The sequence below is a fragment of the Methanocorpusculum bavaricum DSM 4179 genome, assembly GCF_000430905.1.
GTDB lineage: Archaea > Halobacteriota > Methanomicrobia > Methanomicrobiales > Methanocorpusculaceae > Methanocorpusculum > Methanocorpusculum parvum.
Genome location: NZ_AUMX01000002.1, coordinates 1 through 19,886, shown reverse-complemented (window position 1 = coordinate 19,886; position 19,886 = coordinate 1). Strand labels below are relative to the sequence as shown.

At 51.0% G+C, this 19,886-nt stretch carries 20 protein-coding genes and 2 tRNA genes; 11 read left to right on the top strand and 11 right to left on the bottom strand.

Going from position 1 to position 19,886, the window contains the following annotated elements; all coding sequences use genetic code 11:
* Nucleotides 1-215: 215 nt before the first annotated feature.
* The 3 genes from H575_RS01945 to H575_RS01930 form a co-directional block, all read right to left on the bottom strand.
* Nucleotides 216-503, bottom strand: coding sequence for a putative quinol monooxygenase (locus H575_RS01945; RefSeq protein ID WP_042697130.1), 288 nt, complete (start codon nt 501-503; stop codon nt 216-218).
* Nucleotides 504-1,205: 702 nt separating this feature from the next.
* Nucleotides 1,206-1,976, bottom strand: a complete 771-nt coding sequence (locus H575_RS08865; RefSeq protein ID WP_052319909.1) for a TrmB family transcriptional regulator — start codon at nt 1,974-1,976, stop codon at nt 1,206-1,208.
* 432 nt (nt 1,977-2,408) lie between these two features.
* Nucleotides 2,409-4,541: a DEAD/DEAH box helicase gene (locus H575_RS01930; protein WP_052319908.1), complete on the bottom strand. Its 2,133-nt coding sequence runs from the start codon at nt 4,539-4,541 to the stop codon at nt 2,409-2,411.
* 222 nt (nt 4,542-4,763) lie between these two features.
* On the opposite strand from H575_RS01930, the gene H575_RS01925 reads away from it, so the two are divergent.
* A tRNA-Met gene (locus H575_RS01925) sits at nt 4,764-4,838 on the top strand.
* Nucleotides 4,839-4,915: 77 nt separating this feature from the next.
* Here the strand turns inward: H575_RS01925 and H575_RS01920 are convergent.
* Together H575_RS01920 and H575_RS01915 are read right to left on the bottom strand one after the other, a co-directional pair.
* Nucleotides 4,916-5,638: a tRNA(His) guanylyltransferase Thg1 family protein gene (locus H575_RS01920; RefSeq protein ID WP_042697123.1), complete on the bottom strand. Its 723-nt coding sequence runs from the start codon at nt 5,636-5,638 to the stop codon at nt 4,916-4,918.
* A gap of 10 nt (nt 5,639-5,648) precedes the next feature.
* Nucleotides 5,649-5,921 (bottom strand): PRC-barrel domain-containing protein, encoded by a 273-nt coding sequence (locus H575_RS01915; protein WP_042697121.1) that lies wholly within the window; start codon nt 5,919-5,921, stop codon nt 5,649-5,651.
* Between the two features lie 204 nt (nt 5,922-6,125).
* Between H575_RS01915 and H575_RS01905 the strand changes: the two genes are divergently transcribed.
* Complete coding sequence (locus tag H575_RS01905; RefSeq protein WP_042697113.1) at nt 6,126-6,632, top strand: GNAT family N-acetyltransferase; 507 nt, start codon at nt 6,126-6,128, stop codon at nt 6,630-6,632.
* Here H575_RS01905 and H575_RS01900 read toward each other — a convergent pair.
* The 3 genes from H575_RS01900 to H575_RS01890 are packed head-to-tail and all read right to left on the bottom strand — an operon-like array spanning nt 6,629 to nt 10,386.
* The gene (locus H575_RS01900; protein WP_042697110.1) at nt 6,629-8,284 is read right to left on the bottom strand and encodes a radical SAM protein; all 1,656 of its coding nucleotides are present in this window, start codon (nt 8,282-8,284) and stop codon (nt 6,629-6,631) included. The genes H575_RS01905 and H575_RS01900 overlap by 4 nt on opposite strands.
* The gene (locus H575_RS01895; protein ID WP_042697108.1) at nt 8,274-8,903 is read right to left on the bottom strand and encodes a 6-hydroxymethylpterin diphosphokinase MptE-like protein; all 630 of its coding nucleotides are present in this window, start codon (nt 8,901-8,903) and stop codon (nt 8,274-8,276) included. Before H575_RS01895 ends, H575_RS01900 begins: the two co-directional genes overlap by 11 nt.
* Nucleotides 8,893-10,386 (bottom strand): DHH family phosphoesterase, encoded by a 1,494-nt coding sequence (locus H575_RS01890; protein WP_042697105.1) that lies wholly within the window; start codon nt 10,384-10,386, stop codon nt 8,893-8,895. The genes H575_RS01895 and H575_RS01890 overlap by 11 nt, the downstream gene beginning before the upstream one ends.
* Before the next feature lie 124 nt (nt 10,387-10,510).
* Between H575_RS01890 and H575_RS01885 the strand changes: the two genes are divergently transcribed.
* Nucleotides 10,511-10,584 (top strand) — tRNA-Lys (locus tag H575_RS01885).
* A 127-nt stretch (nt 10,585-10,711) separates the two neighbouring features.
* On the opposite strand, the gene H575_RS01880 is transcribed toward H575_RS01885, so the two are convergent.
* The 3 genes from H575_RS01880 to H575_RS01870 are packed head-to-tail and all read right to left on the bottom strand — an operon-like array spanning nt 10,712 to nt 12,108.
* On the bottom strand, nt 10,712-11,104 hold the full coding sequence (locus tag H575_RS01880) for a Zn-ribbon domain-containing protein (RefSeq protein WP_042697101.1): 393 nt from the start codon (nt 11,102-11,104) through the stop codon (nt 10,712-10,714).
* A 3-nt stretch (nt 11,105-11,107) separates the two neighbouring features.
* The gene (locus tag H575_RS01875; RefSeq protein WP_042697098.1) at nt 11,108-11,476 is read right to left on the bottom strand and encodes a DUF2073 domain-containing protein; all 369 of its coding nucleotides are present in this window, start codon (nt 11,474-11,476) and stop codon (nt 11,108-11,110) included.
* A gap of 5 nt (nt 11,477-11,481) precedes the next feature.
* Entirely contained in the window at nt 11,482-12,108 is a 627-nt protein-coding gene (locus H575_RS01870) for an Era-like GTP-binding protein (protein ID WP_042697096.1), read from the bottom strand.
* Nucleotides 12,109-12,414: 306 nt separating this feature from the next.
* Between H575_RS01870 and H575_RS01865 the strand changes: the two genes are divergently transcribed.
* The 8 genes from H575_RS01865 to H575_RS01830 all read left to right on the top strand — a co-directional run bounded on the left by H575_RS01865 (nt 12,415) and on the right by H575_RS01830 (nt 19,750).
* Nucleotides 12,415-13,290, top strand: a complete 876-nt coding sequence (locus tag H575_RS01865) for a CBS domain-containing protein (protein WP_052319907.1) — start codon at nt 12,415-12,417, stop codon at nt 13,288-13,290.
* Between the two features lie 149 nt (nt 13,291-13,439).
* Nucleotides 13,440-14,213, top strand: a complete 774-nt coding sequence (locus tag H575_RS01860; RefSeq protein ID WP_042697650.1) for a CBS domain-containing protein — start codon at nt 13,440-13,442, stop codon at nt 14,211-14,213.
* A 182-nt stretch (nt 14,214-14,395) separates the two neighbouring features.
* Nucleotides 14,396-15,910 carry a formate dehydrogenase accessory sulfurtransferase FdhD gene (fdhD, locus tag H575_RS08860; RefSeq protein ID WP_052319906.1) on the top strand — a complete coding sequence of 505 codons (1,515 nt, stop codon included), beginning with the start codon at nt 14,396-14,398 and terminating at the stop codon, nt 15,908-15,910.
* A gap of 103 nt (nt 15,911-16,013) precedes the next feature.
* Nucleotides 16,014-16,376 carry a hypothetical protein gene (locus H575_RS01850; RefSeq protein WP_042697093.1) on the top strand — a complete coding sequence of 121 codons (363 nt, stop codon included), beginning with the start codon at nt 16,014-16,016 and terminating at the stop codon, nt 16,374-16,376.
* The gene (locus tag H575_RS01845; RefSeq protein ID WP_042697090.1) at nt 16,363-16,890 is read left to right on the top strand and encodes a nitroreductase family protein; all 528 of its coding nucleotides are present in this window, start codon (nt 16,363-16,365) and stop codon (nt 16,888-16,890) included. The genes H575_RS01850 and H575_RS01845 overlap by 14 nt, the downstream gene beginning before the upstream one ends.
* A gap of 96 nt (nt 16,891-16,986) precedes the next feature.
* Nucleotides 16,987-17,589 (top strand): 6-phospho-3-hexuloisomerase, encoded by a 603-nt coding sequence (hxlB, locus tag H575_RS01840; protein WP_042697087.1) that lies wholly within the window; start codon nt 16,987-16,989, stop codon nt 17,587-17,589.
* 1 nt (nt 17,590) lies between these two features.
* Nucleotides 17,591-18,700 (top strand): pyridoxal phosphate-dependent aminotransferase, encoded by a 1,110-nt coding sequence (locus H575_RS01835; RefSeq protein ID WP_042697085.1) that lies wholly within the window; start codon nt 17,591-17,593, stop codon nt 18,698-18,700.
* Entirely contained in the window at nt 18,701-19,750 is a 1,050-nt protein-coding gene (locus H575_RS01830; RefSeq protein ID WP_042697083.1) for a M42 family metallopeptidase, read from the top strand. It begins immediately after the preceding gene.
* The last annotated feature ends 136 nt before the right edge of the window (nt 19,751-19,886 follow it).

The following is a 19,886-nucleotide window of genomic DNA, read 5'->3' as shown; positions in this document are numbered from 1 at the left end:
CACATGTGATCAAATAACCAATCAACGGATAACTCTTATGAAGTACCGTAATAAAAGAATGATGTAACCAAAAATCCGGACACGCAAATCACATCAAATTACTGAAAATATCATTATAAAAATGACAATAACAATAATTTTCAACCAAACAGATTGAATGATTGCAAATGAGAGTGAAAATGATATTTTTCGATTTGAAAAAAGGGATGATGATGTTATGTCAGCTTTCTGAAAAGGGCCACATCCAGAGGTCCGGCAAATATCTGACCCGTCTTTTCCACAAAATGCTTGAAATGCGGGGTTGCATTGTGAGAGTCGATTGCAGCCTGATCTTTCCAGCATTCGATAAACGTGAACTTTTCCGGGGAAGTTATGTCCTGATAAAAATCATACGATACATTTCCTTTCTCTTTTCTGCTGGATTGAACCAGTTCCAAAGCTAATTCTAGCAAATCGTCGACAGTGTCTTTTTTAGCGGTACATTTAGCGATAATAGTTATCATGCGTGGTGACTCCGCTGCCCATTCGGCAACGATTTTGTTTTGTTGGGAACGAAATATAAAGCTATTCACGTGACCGGCAAAAAACAGTGTTCGGAAATCAAGGAGCAGATCTATTAAATTAGTTTAAGAAAAACAGTATTAGATTATCGATGTTTCCTCTTTATTGATGAGAGATATGACATAGTGCCATAATGATTCAAACAAATAAAATGCAGATATCCACCCCTATCAAGATGGGTGATCAAAGTCCCGACACCTGGAAAATCTGCAATTAATTCATCTAAAACACGACAAAACAGACGTTACGGTCATTTTTTCTTACGGAAGAGAATGAAATCTTTCGTATCCTTACATGAGAAAAAAGGATCCGGCTGTTTTCCAGAAATACCTCACATATGCACCGACCTGATAGGCGCACATGATAATCGCGGATCATTTTTCCACTGAAAATCGAGACGATACAAAAGAGACCGCAGGCAGGAGATGATTCAATCGTTTCCATCGGGTTAAATGGGATCTGCGCGTCAAAAGAGGTGGTGACCGGTGAATCATAGAACGGAGAGCATCGTCCTATCAGCATCCAAATCTGATCAGATGTATCATTACCCCATCTTCAGCGATACGGGAGATATGTTCACGTATGTCCCAGAAAAGAAGGTTTGCCCCCGGACTGCATATCTCACGGAGATAACGTGATGTCAGCTATTTTACTGGTTTGATCGTTTTGAGGAAATTTTTAACGACGAACTCAGCATAGACATCAGACTCTGTGGAGAAAGCAAACTCTTCATTATTTGACCTCAGGATCCCCATCGTCGAACTCCGGTCGCAATAGAAGTAGATCAGAAACGGAAGGGTTTCTTTGCCGGTAAAGAAGGAAACCTGCATGAGATTCCTTTGCAGAGTATCAGTCGTCATATAGCATTTTATCGGTGCGGCTTGTGCTATATCATCATTCAACACAACCAGATACACCGGAATGCGTTTGGCCGTCTCGGCAATGATGTCTGCATACTTATGCAGCGTCCCTTTATCATTACAGACCACGAGCAGTTCCGACTTGATCCGTTTGAGTTTCAGTTCCACCTGCGTAGAAATCGCTTTTGGCGTGTGGAACTCGGTTATGCCGGAGACTTCATAGGGACGGTGAAGATTCTGTATATCCAGCAGGCATGTCCGCAGTTTATCCAGTCTCTGCATTTCCAGACTGAGTACTCTCAGATAGGTCCGTTCAGCATCATCAGCACGATAGTAGACCGGGTTTGTACCAAATTCAGTAACAAATCCCTGCTTGCTCAGATCATCAAGAGTTTCATAAATGCGTCCGCGGGGAATATCGGTCAGTTCATGGAGTTCGGTTGCTTTTGCGATTCCAACGGAAAAGAGCGTAGTATAAACTTTCGCAGAATATTCCCGCATACCGCAGGCAACTAATCGATCCTGGATCGCTTTTATGACATCATCTTCTACCAATTCACCATCCCCTTATGACAAACATAGTATCAGGGCTGTTTATTTATAAAGTTTGTACTCCTCAAATATCGTACATGAACATTATCTCTGAATGTGAATAGAAAATCTATCACTCTTCCCCCAATGCGCGATAAAAAAAACGCGCAACACCGAGTGGGATTTGCCCACATAAATACGGCGATTTTCAACGAAATAGAAATTATTTCGAGGAAATATTTTTCACACACCCCATACAATCAAGAAATGAGAGCATTTCTGGATCGAACCGTTTTAAGTATGCTGTATAGGCAGATTAAAAGACTCCATGATGCTTTTGATTCTAATAACAGAAAAATATCCGATTTTACCTCCTCATCCCAAATTAATTCCGCCCATAAAGGAGCAAAACCATAATATATCATACCAGCAGTTCCCAAAAAAAGACAACAAAAATTACTTATAGTATTTCCGGCACCGATACGCAGACAATGCAGATAGCAGAGCCGGAATATCATAATAATCATAAGCCGCCATCTCCAGTCGAAGCTCTTCGGGAAGCAGCTCGCCGAACTTCCAGGCGGTTTCCGGAAGACGGGGGAGTTCTTCTGCAATCGGAATAACAGACATACAGCCAAGCTCCTCCAGGATGCCGGCAATATATTCTCCGGCTTTTGGTGATTCCCAGTCAAAGATCCGGATCGCAAACTGCGTATAACGAACGGCATGTTTTCCTTCGAGCCGATTTTTCAGAAGATGCGCAAGCACCTGATTTGCCCGCGTGCCGAGAAATGTGGATACGACGACTGAATATCCGTTCAATTCCGGTTCTGCGCGGATGTGGATCTTCCCGGGCGAAAAATCATCAGGCAGTATAGAGATCAGATCGGCGATCACCGCCTTCTCTGCCGGGGGAAGAGGGATCCGGGAAACGCCGCGGCTGAGAACTGCGGCAACCGACTGGCACACAAGACCGCTTGCATAACTCCCCCCCTCCCCTCCGCTCCAGAACGGACGTTTCACCTCACCTCTGACGGATGCCGGCTCGATAAGGGCGCGTTTATGTACATCATCTCGGTGAAGGAGTCGCCAGGTTTTTCCGGTGAAAGAAAAGGTCTTACCCGGATCGCCGCCGACAAAACGCGGATCGAGCGTGCCGATCACCGTGCCGTCTGGAAGCACCGCGAGATACCCTCCGGAATCACGAATGACAGAGATGAGGGACATCCAGTTGGATCGGCCAAGCTCCAGCTCCGCCCGAGATCCCGCAAGATACAGATCACCGGAGCGGACAAGATACTTTTGTGCAGTAAGATGCGCCAGGATAGAAGAGTAATGACTTGGAGACATCTCCTTAAACGGAGTCAGCGCGGATAAAGCACTGATGATGCTTCGAAGACTCATCCCGTTTTTCCCCTTTAAGAGAAGAAACAGTTGCTGGATAAGAACATGATACGGACATGAGGGAGGGGTCAGCAGCTCGACCTTATGATCCATCGCAGCCTCGATCACGGATACTGCAGTCAGAAGGTCACAGGCATTGGAAACGATGCAAAGCATGCGGGCCGGCATCCCTCGTCTGCCGGTCCGGCCAAGCCTCTGCAGAAACGAAGAGACCGAACGCGGCGCTCCATACTGAACGACAAGATCGAGTTCCCCTATATCAACGCCAAGCTCCATCGTGCTTGTACAAATCACACAGGTCCCGCCGGCAGAGTCAAAGGACCGTTCAGCCGCTTCACGATCCTCCGGCGACACGGAGGAGTGATGAAGAAACACCAGCGGCAGTTCTTCGCGCAGGGGGACGACCAGCCGCTCGGCAAGGCTGCGGCTTTCGGTAAAGACCAGGGCTTTTTTTCCGTAAACTGCTTTTGCTATCGCATGCACCTGTCGGGAGAACTCCTGCTCAACCGCAAACATGAACTGTTTTTTTGAGGAGGGGGAGGGGATCGAGACGAGATGTTTTTTCCTGCCGGGTCCGGAGAACCAGGAAAGAAGCGTTTCGGGATTGCCGACGGTGGCCGAAAGACCGATCCGTATGATCGGTTTTGTCCCAAGCATTTCCAGACGGTCCATCAGACAAAGAAGATGGACACCGCGGTCAGACTCCATGAAGGCATGGATCTCATCGATGATGATGTATCTGACCTCATTGAATGCTTCCCTGGCCCTTGAGTCGCTTATGAGGACCTCAAGAGACTCGGGAGTGGTCAGCAGGATGTCGGTATGCTCAGGCCCGGTAAAATCAAAACGGTCCCGATCCAAAATGTCACCATGCTGCACCGAAGCATCGAGCCCGGTCCGGGAGCACATGAAAAGTATCCGGTCCAGCTGATCATTGATGAGGGCTTTTAACGGAGAGATGTAGACCGCAGACAGTTTCTCCGAAGGCTGCTTTAAGATCGCATCGATAACCGGAAAAAATGCAGACTCGGTCTTTCCTCCTGCAGTCGGCGCAAGAACGAGGGTGTCGGCCCCGCCGGCCACCGAAAGAAAGGCCTCAGTCTGAACGGGCCGGAGCTCGTCCCATTCAAGACCGGAGAGAAGCAGCTCCTGGAGGGTAGGGTGGAGATCAGTAAACACGCTCATACACGAAGTACAGCGAAGACACTGATTCCAAAGTGCGGATAAGCCGAATCACCGGCACTGGCGCGCCTGTGAGAAAGATCGAAGAGAAGTGAGCATTTCATCTGTATTTGTAGATAAGAGATGCATCCATATCATCATATGGAAACATAATTTGCAAATCTATTTAAGCAGCAGCCACCTATATTTTAAGGCACACAGAGATGATGTGTGAAGCTTTTGTAAAGCGAGGTGGGGTAGTCAGGAAATCCCGACGGGCTCATAACCCGTAGACCGATGGTTCAAATCCATCCCTCGCTATGTTTTTATCTTTGATTTTTTTTAGTTTGCGTCTCTGACTCCAAACGGATAGTTAAATCACAAAAAAGAGAATCGGATCAGCGGATCTTTTCAAGGACCCAGGACGTCCCTTCCGGTGTTTTGAAAAGCGGCACCTCTTCATCAACGACCGGCACGATCCGCGTGACCGAAACATGCTCATCAGTGATCGGATTATACCCTTCACGCATCACCGTATCCCGATAGATGCAGATCCCGCGCCTCTCCCATGCAGGTGTCAGAGCAAGATTCACGCCCCTGGAGAAAGCAAACTCGTGCAGAGCGGCGGCGTTCATTCCGTCCAGTTGTTTCTGCGCATTCGTTGGTGAAACTCCCTCGTCCAAAAGGAGTTTCTGCGCATATCCATTCATATGATTTCGCCATGCCTCGGCCTGCCGCCAGGAAAGATAATCTGGAAACAGCCCTTCCTCCATCGGGATCACACGCGAGTCGAATGCCAGAGGCTGCTCAGCCCCTGCGTACAGCGTGAACGCCGATGAAGCGAACGATGCCGAGACGGAGACAAGCTTCTCAACCCGACAGTCGAATACCGGCGCCGGGACATAGATACTGATCTCATCGGAAAACGTGTAGGCAAACGATGGAGAGAGACCGCTGTCGGTGATGAGGGCGCGAGCAGTCTTGACCATCGCATCGGAAAAGACCTTGTCGTAGGGTTTTTTGTACCGGTCTTTGGAAAAGCGATGAAACGACCTGCCGTCAAGCCGCAATACAAAAGGGACAGTGGTAGAAAGATCGGCAAAAATCTCACGATCTTTCATACAGGATATCTTACGCTCCAAATAAAGGCTCCCCGGCAACCTTGAAAGCTCCCGGGATGTGGCGGACTATGATGATGTCACCAACTTCTTTGACAATTCTGTAGGGGATGATGACACCCTGATAATTCTTCGTGTCGATTACATCTTTATTCACGTTGGAAAGAGCGAGGCCGCTGATCTTTTTATTAGTAACATCCAGTACAACATCCTCCACCTTTCCAAGGAACACTGCTTTATCGGAATAAACACTCATCCCAAATAGTTCTGATATCTGCCACTTCATAGTATTGAATGATATCTGCGTTCGAACATAAGTAATTTCCTATTTTCCGGAAAGTATGAGTCTGTCTCTCCGGCGAAAAGCCAAATCTGCGGCCGGATCCTTAAGACATGAACTGCCGGATCTTCAGAAAAAGCCACCCGATGAACACCTCCCAGGTCCATCGGGGTGCAGACCCCCTGAATCCCCATAGATCCACCCAAAACCATGCTCACAAAGATAAATTCAACACATCTGAAAGCCAAACATTACAAAATCATGGAACCGTTCCGGGTCAGACCCTACACTTCAGCAGATTATCCTGCCCTCTGCCGTCTCGACTCGGTGCTTTTCGAGGGAATGGGGGGACATATCCTCTTCCGCCACATCGAAGAACTGTTTCCGGATCTGTTTTTTGTGGCAGAAAGAACAGATACGCAGGAGATCGTCGGCTATATCCTCGGAGGGATCCACTTTAACGATCCAAAAGTCGGCAAACTCATTCGAATCGGCGTCAAAAGCGACTTTCGAAGAATAGAAGCAGGCACCCGGCTCACAACCAGGCTTTTTTCCGAGCTGCGAAAACACGGTGTGAATAAAGTCCACCTCACGGTGGCAGATACAAACAGCGCTGCGGTATCCTTCTATCTGAAAAACGGATTTTCCATCAAAAAGAGAGAAGAGAACTATTTCTACCCTGACATATCCAGGCTCATTCTGGAAAAAGATCTTTAAAATTCCATCAGCGGCAGAAACGGCGCGATCTCTTCTGACGTAACCAGCGATCTAAAATCGCTGACACCGGCAAACGGTCTGCCTGCAGCAACTTTCTGCGCAAGTTTCTTAGAGATGCCGGGGATCCATTTGAGGGCTGAAGCAAGCAGTGTATTGATCTGTATCGGGACCGGCAGGGCAGTTAGACTGCGTGCGCCATAGGAGACGACCGCAGTATTCAGAAGAGTTCCGCAGGAAAGCTGCTGCGGGATCCCAATAAGGACAGGATACGTCCCCATCTGACGGCCGAAAGAAACCGGACCCGTGACTTCGACAAGAACATTGGACAGGACGGTCCCAGGGGGAAACACCCGTTCGAGCATAATAGTATCGAACGTGCTTCTGACATCATCCTTGAACTGATGGAAGAGTTTGTCATGCATGCCAAGACAGTTGTTCTCATAAGCGCGGGTCCCTTCAAAAGGCATGAGCTGGCGGATGTTCACTCTCCTGACAAGCAGACCTGATGCCAGGATCCTGTCCAGAAATGCTTTGTTCAGCGCAAAGGTTTCCGCAGTCTCGCCGGCAAGTCCTCCGATAAAGTTGAGACCTGGTAAAAGTTCAGGGATTCCGTTTCTTCGAACGGCGCCCACCTCATTGACGATCTCGACAGCGCGGAAAATCATTTCAGGCGAACCTTTCAGATTGTTTGCCTCGATCACGACAGGATCGGCCGACTCAACGCCGAATGCCGCGATGTCCCCTTCGGTATGTCCTTCGACGATTGCAAGAAGTGCCTCGCGGGAGGCTTCTTCGTGGCGGGCGATCGTCCCGGGGTTGATGTTGTCGATATGCAGCGTCAAAAGATCGGGCGCTGCTTCGCGGATGCCGGTAAAAAGCGCACGAAGTTTGTCGGGCTCGGGTCGCGGATACTCGGTGCCCGACGTCCCGTATGCAAGCAGATCGGGCTGACGGCCAAGCCGGAAATGCCGGGCTCCCGCCCGTGCAAGTGCAGATACTTCACGCCATACTCCGGCAGCCTCGCGCATACGCGGCATCCCGTACAGCGGTTCAGTACAAAAGGAACAGCCGCCCGTTATGCACCGGAAACACCCCTTGGCTGTCTCAAGTTCGCACATGACATGGGGGAAAAACGGATGCTGGCTAATGATATCAGCGCCGAGGACTGCCCATCTGTCATACTCAGGATACGAAAGGATACCATCCGGCTCTCCGCCCGAGAGATATGCATCGAGAGCAGCAGAAGGTTCCCCCTTCAGCATTGCCGTCCATCCGGAAACAGCCTCTTTTACTGCCCGCGCCCCCCCCTGCGGCGAGTAGCCAAACCCGATCGGGCCGCCAAGAAGAGAGACCGACCGGCCGCGCAGCATGAAGCCGATCTGCTGGAGCTCGGAAAGCGTGGCCGGCGTTCCGGACAGATACTTCCCCGGGACAGTGACACCTGCGATCATCACAACAACGGATGCCTCCCGCAGTTTTGGAACAGACAGAGGATCTTTGCGCAGTTCGTCGATCGTCACATACCTGACAGAGTAGCCGTGCTCCTTCAATACACCCGCAGTTGTCCTGATGTAGGGAGAGATATACGGGGGAACGCCCAGGCATGCAGGTTCATCCACATACCCGTCTATGATCACCGCATCAGACATCATGACCAGCCAGTTTGAGAAGTTTGCGGGCGATCATCAGTTTTCCGTGTTTCACCGGATCGACATTGGCATCATCAAGATCAAAGCCGATAAGCTCAACGGACGCAGCTCCAAGCTCATGCGCCGCAAACACACACCGGTCGCCGTCGGAGAATCCGCCGAAGTTATAGACATTGGCAAGGGGCGTGCTCTGTGTTGTCCCGACCACCGGCCCGCGAACCTTCGGGACCCAGGACTGAACAAGCGGAATGTTGTCCCCGTGCGCATGCAGAACCAGAATGGTGCCGGCATCGTTCATGGTCAAAAAATCATCATCCATCCCGTCGATATCCGAGAGGATGATCTCCGGCCGGATGCCCCGAAGAAAAAGTACACGGGCCGCTGCATCTGCCGCAATCACAACTTTTCCTGTGAGATCCGCAGTTTTCAGATCGAGAGGGAGCGACGGAGCGTTTCCGCAGACGATACAATCCTTCCCGCGAATCGTATCCTTCAGAAGTGCAATATCGTTCCTTGGCAAAAGTGCCGAAAGAAGCTCAGCCGAACGTTCATCATCCTCACGGGAGAAGCCGAAGTATGCAAGGATCCGAAGATAACAGGGTTCCCAGTCTTCAGGTTTCATCTCCCTCAGCCTCGGATATACCAACGATCTTCATGAAATTGGAAAGGATCGGGTCGATGACCATAGAAAGGAGCTCCTCTTTATCTTTGACTAGGGAAAACGCGTTCAGCGGGATGGAAAGAGCCGCCATTGTCGCATGCCCGCCGGCTGAAGCGCCAGGGATCCTGGCAAAAGCATCCTTCATCACGTCGCCGACATGCAGACGGATGTCTTTGTTTCTGGCAGAAAGGGTGATGTGGGTATCGGTGATACCATACACCATGGAAGTTGTGACCCCTTCGAGCGTCAGGAGCATATCTGCAGCCTGCGGGATGGCATCCCTGTTTCTGACATAACCGACGTTGGAGAAGAGATACCCGTGCTTTACCTCGCGGTTCTGTATCGCATTGCCCAAAACATCGAGCGTCTCCTGAGAAAGCGACGGGGCCATGATGATCTCTAGGAGAGCGCGGTCTGCGTGAGGAAGAAGGAAGGCCGCATTATACAGATCCTGAGATGAGATATTTCGCTGGAACTCGTGGGTGTCTGCGCGGATCCCGTAGAAAAGAGCGGTCGCCACTTTCGTGTCGATCGGGAGATACAGCTCCTGGAGATACTGAGTGAGAACGGATGCCGTTGCTCCGGCATCGGGCCTCGATTCAAGGAATTCGGGTTTATACTCCCTTACCACACCCTCAGCGCTGTGGTGATCCACGATGATATTGATCTTGGTGTTTGCCGGCAGATCGTTGTTCATTCCAGGCGCAACACAGTCCACGAGCGCCAGGTAGTCACACTCGGCAAGGATCTCTTTGGTGAGATGCTCCATTTTGATCTCAAGGAGGTTGACAAACGCACGATTTTCCTGATGGCCGATATTTCCCTCGTAAAGGATCCGGGTCGCAAGTTTGCCTTTCGAGGCATCGTGAGCGATCACGGACAGCGCCATAGCACTGGAGATCGCGTCCGGATCAGGATTTTTATGCGTGATGATGCCAAGCGTGCCGGACCATGAAGAAAGAAGAGAGTATAGTTTCTGGGCATTTCTCGATGCGATGAGATTTGCCATATGGTTTACGGCAGACTTGGCCACGACCTTCTGCGGATACAGAACAACATCGGCGCCGTTGTCGGCAAGCTGATCGGTAGAAAAGAGGTCAACGGCGCGGGCGATGATATTTGCATTCGGATATGCCTTTCTGATGTTCTGAACTGCGGCCAGATTTGCATCCTTGTCGGATGAAAGAACAAATACGACTTCCGGTTCAGGAAGTTTCGTAAGGATCAGCGGATCGCTGATGTCGCCGACGGTTGCCTGATGCCTGCGGTCCCGCAGATCATCGATGCGTTTTTCATCAGAATCAACGATCAGAATGTTGTCATTTGACTCGCTGAGTTCTTCAAGTACGTTATACCCAATGCTGCCGCATCCCAGAATGAGATATTTTATTTGTTTATTTTTATTTTTCTGGGATACGGTCTGAGTCCCATCAGTCTCAACCATACGTATCTTATTAGTATCGGCTGGTTATTAAGGATATGGAGATTGAACTGCAGCAGAAATATCATAAGAAAATCTATAAATATTCCCATGACGTATCTAATTAGGTCAAACGACTCAAGAACAAGGGCCTATAGCTTAGTCAGGAATAGCGACGGACTCTTAATCCGTAGGTCAGGGGTTCAAATCCCTTTAGGCCCGCTTTGTTTTTTTAAGATTTTTTTTATACAATTCGACTGATTATTTCACATCAGTGTCTAAAATGAGGCAACGATTTGCGCCGTAAAAAAATTCAGTTCAAGTGATCTGAGAAAAAATATATGGAATCCTATTTCTTTTTAGGATCGGCTTTTCTCTTTGACATGGAAGGAAGATCCAGCATATACTTGCCGTCATCCCCCATGCCAATAATGATATCCTGAGATTCAGCCAGCCGTTCGAGATTCAGTTCATATGTCCCTTTGCTGACGATCCTGACACTCTCGACACGCTCTAAAATATCGGTCGGGCGGGTGGCCGGACCCTGGTGTTTTACTTCGAGCACTTCCTGCTTCGTTTCCTCAGCGATCTTTTCGATAGACTTCTCCTCCAACACATCCGCATTTTTTACACGGTCACTTACGTAGAGGAATTTTTTGCCGCCGCAACTCGGACATCCGCGAAGGATCTCGACCGATCCGTCACGAAACTCGCGTCCACATTTTGTACATTTATGCGGCATAGATTACTGTGCTGCCGAGGCCCATGCAATAAGTCTGTCTTTTTCCCGGGATAGCATTTTCAGCTGATCGACCGGGCCGATGACCATCAGACGCGGAGCATTGCTCTTCTTTCCGAATACCTTCGTAAAGAATCCTTTGTCACCGCCCATCGAGGGATATGTCTCGATCTCGATCCCGGAAAAGCCGCCGGGGGTGATCTCCATCATGGTCGTCTCGAGTAGTTTCCCCTGCTCCTCCGGAGTGAGACCCTGCTCGAGGACGACGACACTGCCCTGACGGACATCATCCAGGATCAGCCGTATCTTTTCATACGACGTCATCTTGGAAAGACGCTCTGCAGACAGCATATCGATCTGAACTCCCTGAATCATCTACCTCACCTGAAAACCTCGGAGATCTTCGCGTAAAGCTCTTCCATGTTGTTGCCCTCAAGACCGGAGATCTGGACCACCGGGTGCTGGGGGAACGCGCTCTTGATCCGCTGCGGAGATGCGTCCGGCAGATCGATCTTGTTTGCAACGATGATCACCGGCAGTTTCCGCGATTCGATGATACCCACCATCATGATGTTCACATGCATGAACGGGTCCTGGGTACTGTCGAGGACATAGATCACGCCGTCGATATCTTCACGCAGCCAGTGCATTGCTTCGGCAACACCTTCAGTTGCTTCACGGGCACGGGCCACGGCTTCGTCCTGATCCATACCATATTCCAGAAACTCGTGATAATCGATCTTCGTTGTGACACCGGGAGTGTCAACGATATCGATGAGCAGTTTGCTGCTTCCCGAATTGATCTCAACGCCCTCCTTTCTTCTTGCACGACGGGTCTCATGAGGGATCTCACTGACAGGACCGACAGCTTCACCGGTCACATCGCGAACTATACGGTTGGCAAGTGTGGTTTTACCCGCATTCGGGGGGCCGTAGATACCCACCCGCGAACGTTTTTTGCCAAACAGCTTTCCGAAAAAGCTTCTGAGACGAGGAAATGCTACCATTAAAACACCTAAATTGGATTATGTAGTATATTCCCCTTTACTGAGATATAAACCTCATGCTATGACCCGGAGAAATATCGACAGAACATTACGGCCGGATCCGGACCCGTCTCCCTTATACCTTGCAATGCCTTCATAGATCTTTACTGTGAATGGATGTTCCGAAAAATATTTATCAGGAATGGACAAATATCTGCATTCCGTTCACGAATTTTTCCTGCGATGGAAAAAAGATACTCGTATCATAAGCCTATTAAGTCATGACAGAGCATTAACTCATTATACCACCTTAGCGTTGGTAAAAACATGACATCACCAGCAAAACAATCCAAAACAAAAAAGAACAGCGTTCTTGATATCGCAAGTCTGAATGTCATCTCGGTACCTCCCACCATGAGGATAATCGAGGGGATCCAGATGATGAGCCGGCACAACTTTCGTCGCCTGCCGATCACCGATCCCGGAACCAAGAAACTGATTGGGATTGTAACGATCACTGATGTTATCGACATGATGGGAGGAGGCAGCAGATACAACCTTATTGCAAACAAGCATAAAGGAAATCTTCTGGCCGCCTTGAATGAAAGCCTGCGGGAGATCGCCACCGAAAGTGTGACCGGTTTTTCACCGGCAACGACCATCAAAGAAGCAGCCTCCATCCTTCTGGAAACAGGACACGGCGGTTTTCCCATTCTCAACCCCGACACAACACTCGCAGGGATCGTCACCGAATACGATCTGATGCGGATGCTTGCCGGGAAAGAATCGGATCTGGTGGTCGACGAGATCATGACCGCATGCCCAAAGAAGGTTGCACCCGATCTGCCTCTCAGTCATGTTACAAAACAGATCGTTGACGACGGATACCGGCGTCTTCCCGTGGTTAAAGACGGGATACTGCTCGGTATGATCACAGCGACGGACATTATGGGCTATCTTGGAAAAGGCAGGGTCTTTTCCGAGATGCAGACAGGGACCGTTGATGAGGTCCTCAGCCTCCCCGTCCGCGATATCATGACTGCAGCCGACATCAGAACGGTCTCGACCGACATGCCTATCAACGCAGTAGCAAAAGAGATGCTGAACCGCGGGATCGGAGCATTCCCCGTTATGGACGGAGGACGGCTCAGCGGGATTGTGACCGAATTCGACCTGGTAAAAGCGCTGACTGGAACGATGTAAACCATTTCACCGGATGACGTCTGAAAACAGATGCAGATGATTCATCTGGTGGATACCCGAAAACATCCTCTGCAGGCGGATGACTGCGGAGAGAGATGATGTTTTCTGCCACGCGATTGAATACACTCTTCAAAGAGGAGGAAGCAAACATGAACCAGAAACTAACCGTAAAAGACGTAATGTCCAAGCCCGTTTCGATTGCAAAATCTGCACTGATCCCGGAAGCCCTTTCAAAGATGCTTGGCGAAGGAATTGATCCGATCGTTGTAACAAACGACCGTGTTGTCGTGGGGACAGCCTCCCGCCGGACCATCGCAGAAAAGATGGGAAGTAAAAAGACCGGCAATATCCCGGCATCCCAGATCCGTGTTGCAAGCGTTACGAAAGAGGACTTCACCTCGGTTTATCAGGATCAGGACGCCGAACTGCTCGTCCCGCTTCTCCAAAGATACAAGATCGTCATTGTTTGGGATGAAGAACACCGGCTTATCGGCCAGGTCACCAAAGGCGATCTGTTAAGACACATGATACCCGAAGGTCCGCTTGATACATTGACAGAGATCGCGCCGCGTATCACGCCGGACGACCGCCTCGTCCAGCTTCACCGCAGAATGGCAAACAACGGCGCGACCCGGTTTATTGTGATGGACGGAAACAAGTCCGTCGGCATCGTCACTGAGACGGATATTGCCAAAGTTCTCGTAAAACTGAAAAGCGAGATCGACAAACACTTCGACAACGCTCTCCGAAACGTAACGGCAGGCGACATCATGTCAACACCCCTCGTTACTACGCAGATAAATACACCTGTCTCCAAAGTAGTGGATATGATGCTTGCCAAAAATATCAGCACCATTCCGGTCGCTGAAGGCGAAAAGGTCATCGGGTTCATCACCAGAAAATCCCTGGTCAATGCACTCTGACCACACTCTTTTTTTATATAATATTTGACATTACAGAATTTCCAGACAGGCAAATCACCTTTACCTCACATCAAAATCCAGAAAAGAGGATATCTCCAGCGCGTAAATCCTATTAGCTCTCACACCAAACAACTGGATACCCAGCCCTGAAAAAGGGAGAAACATACTTCTCAGGAACCACCATGAACCCGGAAGAAAAAGAATACGATCCCGCCGGCCTGACCGGAAAGCTGCCCGCAGTTCTCTGGAACGACGGAAACATCACAAAGATCAGCGACACGGCAGCGCGGGAAGAGGAGATCGTCCTGCATCTCAACGACCGCGAGTATTTACACATCGTGGCAAGCCGCGATATGCTGAGAGAATTCGGCGCAGGATTTTTCATCGCAGCCGGGGTCGCGAAAAAGATCATCTCGGTCGAGGTCACCGATAGAGACGTGTTTGTGGAAGCCGAAGTTTTTCCCGGAACCGGGCCGCGTGAAGGGTTTGCTCCTGCGGAAAAAAAAGGTCATGTCGATTCGGATCTGCTCCTCGCTCCAGCGGAGATCTTCGCTGTTCGGGGGGCTATGGACGTGGATGTCTGGAGACAAACCGGAGGTCTCCACTGCGCCGCATTATGGCATGATCACAAAATCATCGCCGTGGCAAGCGATATCGCAAGGCACAATGCCGTTGACAAACTCATCGGCATCATGACCCTGCAGAAAATCCCGCCCGGAACATGCGTTCTCGGATGCACCGGGAGACTCCCGAAAGGCATGGTCATGAAGGCAGTGAATGCCGGGATCCCCGTGATCATCGGAAGGACCGCGGTGACATATCCTGGAGCGATGCTCGCAAAAGAGGAGGGTGTGACCCTCATCGGCTTTACCCGGGAAAACCGGTTCACCGTGTACTCGCATCCAAAACGCATCCGCGGATTTCCCGCAGATGAACCGGAACCCGCGGAAAAAAGCGAAGACGGGATCCTTCTTTCCGGCTGGCAGTATGATAACGGCACGGTGACGCGATCCGTCGACCATGTCGTCTCCGAGGATATGGTCACCCTGTATCTGAATGGAGAAAAATATCTGGAAAATACGGCAACACCCGAGTCGCTCGAAGAGCTCGGGGCCGGATTTTTTATCGCCGCAGGGATCACCAAAACGATCCGCTCGATTGAGGTCAGAGGGAGGGATATTTTTGTTGAGGCGGAAGAGACAGCCCGGGTCTGCGGAAAAATGGAGTCAGCTGGCGGCTTTTGTCCCCGCGAGTCCGAGACCAACGTAAAGGGCGGCGGCCTGATAACGCCTGCGGAGATATTTGCCGTTCGCGAGGCGATCAACACCGAACAGTGGGATAAGACCGGAGCTCTGCACTGTGCAGTCTTATATTATCAGGGAAAAATAGTCTTCAATGCAAACGACATCGGCAGACACAACGCGGTCGACAAAGTCATCGGCTATATGACGATACATCAGCTGCCGCCTTGTGAATGCATTCTCGGATGTACCGGCAGGATGCCGCAGGGGATGGTCGCCAAAGCGGCAAATGCCGGCATACCGATCATCATATCGCGGGCAGCGGCGACGATCGCCGGAGCGGCTCTTGCCGAACGATCCGGGATCACGCTCATCTGCTTCACCCGGCCGCCCAGGTTCACTGTCTACTCGCACCCGGAACGGATCACCGGACTTTGGCAGAAAAACACTGTCTGAACCGCATTTTTCCGATATTTCCGGATGGAGTATTTCATCCGGTCCGAATCATCGGCGTACACAATCAGATGCTATTTATTCCCTCACGGAAAACAAATACATCATGACCCTTACGCCAAAAGATGCACTTCTGCGATATCATCTCGCCGAGCGGCTCAAACTCGACATCATGATGATCGCCCACCAGTTCGTAACGATCCCCTCGCTGAAAAAAGAGGAGAAAGCCGGCGCAAAAACCATTCTGATCGCGTTGACCGATGTTCTCGCAAGCGACTGCGAAGCCGCGGCAAAAATGACCGGAGCGGAAGAGTTCAATCAGGCGGCTGCCGTTTTGCTCGCGGTCATCGGCCTTGCCGAATCGAACCAGTTCGGTCTTGCGTCCGACAAAGCAGGCGAGGCAATGACCCCGATAACAACCGTTGCCGCCGGCGCATATGCGGTTTTGAACGAACATGGACTTATCTGAATTCCAGAATTTTCTTGCGGCCCGCTACTCGGTCCGCGAGTATGAAGCAGGCTGCCTGACAGAAGAGGAGAAGGACTACCTCCTCCAGGCCGCAGCATCCGCCCCGTCTGCCGGAAATCTGGAGGCATGGGACCTCGTCATCGTCACGGACGCCGGCCAGCTCGAACTTCTCGGAGACGCTGCCGGAAACCAGCATCAGATCCCGGACGCAGGATCGGCTCTTGTCGTCTGCGCAAATTACATCAGATCTATGTCAAGGTATGCTGACAGAGGCATCCTCTTCGCCGTCCAGGATGCCACGATCGCCGCCACCTACATGATGCTTGCAGCCCATGCTCTTCGCCTGCACACCTGCTGGATCGGCGCATTCGACGAAGAGGAGGTCAAAGGAGCCCTGGATCTGCCCCCGCATATCCGGCCTGTCGCGATCCTTTCGATCGGCAGAGGAATGCCGCCCGAGTCTCATCCTGAAAGGATGGACCCAGAAGGCCACGTCCATTACGACATCTGGTAAGACATCCCTTCTTTTTTTTATTCTGCAGAGCGCCGCAGGATATACTTTCCAATTCCAACACGCTCATGTATCTTCACAGCCAATAGCTATTCAACAATGAAGTATGGAGTATCCGTTCAAAACATGATGAGTCTCATGGCATCACGCATCGATGCCATCGCTCAGAAGATCTCTTCAGATCAGGTGGATGCGTTTCTCGATGCGGTCCTTACTGCAGAGCGTATCTATGTGATGGGAGCAGGAAGATCCGGACTGGTTGCCAAATCCTTTGCGATGCGTCTGATGCACACAGGATTCACCGCCTATGTCGTTGGCGAGACCATCACCCCGGCGATCGGTGAAGATGATCTGATCGTTGCCTTTTCCGGATCGGGAAACACAAAAACCATCGGGGATATCGCCGAGACCGCAAAAGGTCTTGGCGCCAAGGTCGCTTTGATCTCATCCAATCCGCAGTCGCGTATCGGCCATATCGCAGACTATGTTATTGAGATCGAGACCCAGCGCGATCCGGTCACCTGCGATGCCCATGAGTATGAGATCCGTCAGATGCTTGGCGAGCACCGGTCCTTTGCCCCGCTTGGAACCATCTTCGAGACCTCTTCGCTGATGTTCGGGGACGCCGTCATCTCGACCTTGATGGATATGAAAAAGATCGAAGAAGCCGATCTGAAACGCCGGCACACCAATATCGAGTAGTATGACAGAGTTTGCATCACGCGTAAAAGCCATAGATATCTCAGGTATCAGAAAGATGTTCGAGTCGGCGGCTCCCGGATCCATCAATATGGGTCTCGGCCAGCCGGATTTCGACACACCGGATAATATCAAAAACGCCGCGGTCAAGGCCATTGCCGAAGGCAAAACAGGATATACGAACAATGCAGGTATCGATGAGCTCCGTGCCGCAGTAGCGAGAAAACTCAAAACGGAAAACGGGCTCTCCTACGAACCTGCAGACATCCTGATCACAGCCGGCGGATCGGGCGCACTGCACGCAGCTATCTTCTCACTCGTCGAGAACGGACAGAAGGTCGTCTTCAATAACCCGGGTTTTGTATCCTACGGTTCACTTGCAACGCTCGCCGGCGGAATTCCCGACCCGGTCGCCCTGAAACCCGATCTCCATCTGGATGTTGAGGCGCTGAAAGAGCACTTCTCCGACAAAAATACCAAAGTCATGATCTTGAACAGCCCGGCAAATCCCACCGGCGCGGTCGAGACGAAAGAGACGATAAAAGCGGTCGTCGAGTCCGCAGCGGACTACGGGGTCACTGTCCTCTCCGACGAAGTCTACGAGAAGTTTTGTTACGGAGATACGGAGTTTGTCAGCGCCGGAACGTTCGGCGACAACGTCGTTACGATCAACGCAGCAAGCAAGACCTATGCGATGACGGGATGGCGGATCGGATTTATGGCGGCTTCACGGGAGATCATCGATCAGGCGGTCAAGATCCAGCAGTACTCGCTTGCCTGCCCCACCTCGATCGCCCAGTATGCGGCGCTCGAGGCATACACCGGGGATCAGTCCTCGATAGGTGTAATGAAGAAGGAATATGAAGCACGCAGGAATCTCCTTATCGGCGGACTTCGGGAGATGGGGATCTCCGTGGATATGCCGGAAGGAGCATTCTACGCGTTCCCGAAACTTGAACCCGACACGGTCATGAAGATCGTGGCGGCGGGCGTGATCATCACGCCGGGAGCTGCATTCGGCTCGAAAGGTGTCGGATACGCCCGTATGAGCTATGCAACGTCCCAGGAAAATATAAGAATCGCTCTTGACAGAATACGAACGGTCGTGAAATAAATGGAACTTACCGAAATCAATACATTACTTGAAAAACTCTCGAACGCACACGGCATTTCCAGCCGAGAATCGGAGATTGCAAAGATCATCCGTGCCGAGATCGCAGATTATGTGGATGAGATCAAAACAGATAAGATGGGCAATCTGATCGCGGTGAAAAAAGGCGGCGACTTTAAGATCATGCTCGCCGCCCATATGGATGAGATCGGTCTGATGGTCCAGTTCGTGGACGATCACGGATTCATCAGATTTGTCGCGGTCGGCGGCTGGTATAATCCGGTGATGGTCGGACAAAGAGTCATTCTCCACGGAGAGAAGGGACCAATCTACGGCGTTCTCGGCAATAAACCGCCGCATGTGATGACCGAGGAGGATAAGAAGAAGCCGATCGATATGGCCGATCTGTTCATCGATGTCGGCGCTAGATCGCCCGATGAGGTCGAGGCTCTCGGCATTACGGTCGGAACTTCGGTCACGATGGACCGTGAGTATGTAAAACTTGCCGGGACCACGGTCACGGGAAAGGCGATGGACAACCGCGCCGGGTGTGCGATGCTGATCGGCGCTTTGAAGGAGATGAAGACCGCAAACACCGTCTATGCAGTGTTCACGGTGCAGGAGGAGGTCGGGCTGAAGGGAGCGAAGACGAGTTCCTACACTCTCGATCCTGACGTTGCCATCGCCACGGATGTGACGATCCCGGGAGACTCGCCGGGTGTCGAGCGGCGCAAGGCCCCCGTCTATATGGGCAAGGGACCTGTCATTGGTATGGCGTCGGCGAGCGGCCGGGGTCATCTCGCTGATCCCCGGATCGTCGACTGGCTTGTCAAGACCGGAAAGAAATATAACATCCCCTGTCAGATCGAGGTTGGAGACGGCGGCAACACAGATGCATCCGCTATCAACTTTGAACGCGGCGGGATCCCGAGCGTTCCGATGTCGGTTCCGGCACGATATATCCATTCGCCGGTCGAGGTCATCGACTTAAAAGATCTCCAGGCGGCTATCCATCTGCTCGCAAAAGCAGTGGAAACAAAACCAAAATTCTAATTTTTCCCGTCTTCTTTTTTTTGTTTTTGACCTGAATTTGACAGTTGGCAAATATGCTCCCCCACATCTCTTTCCTTTTTTCTGATTAAGGGGTGCGGGGACGCGACTTCGGCGCGGAGCGTCCCGCGGTGGAAAT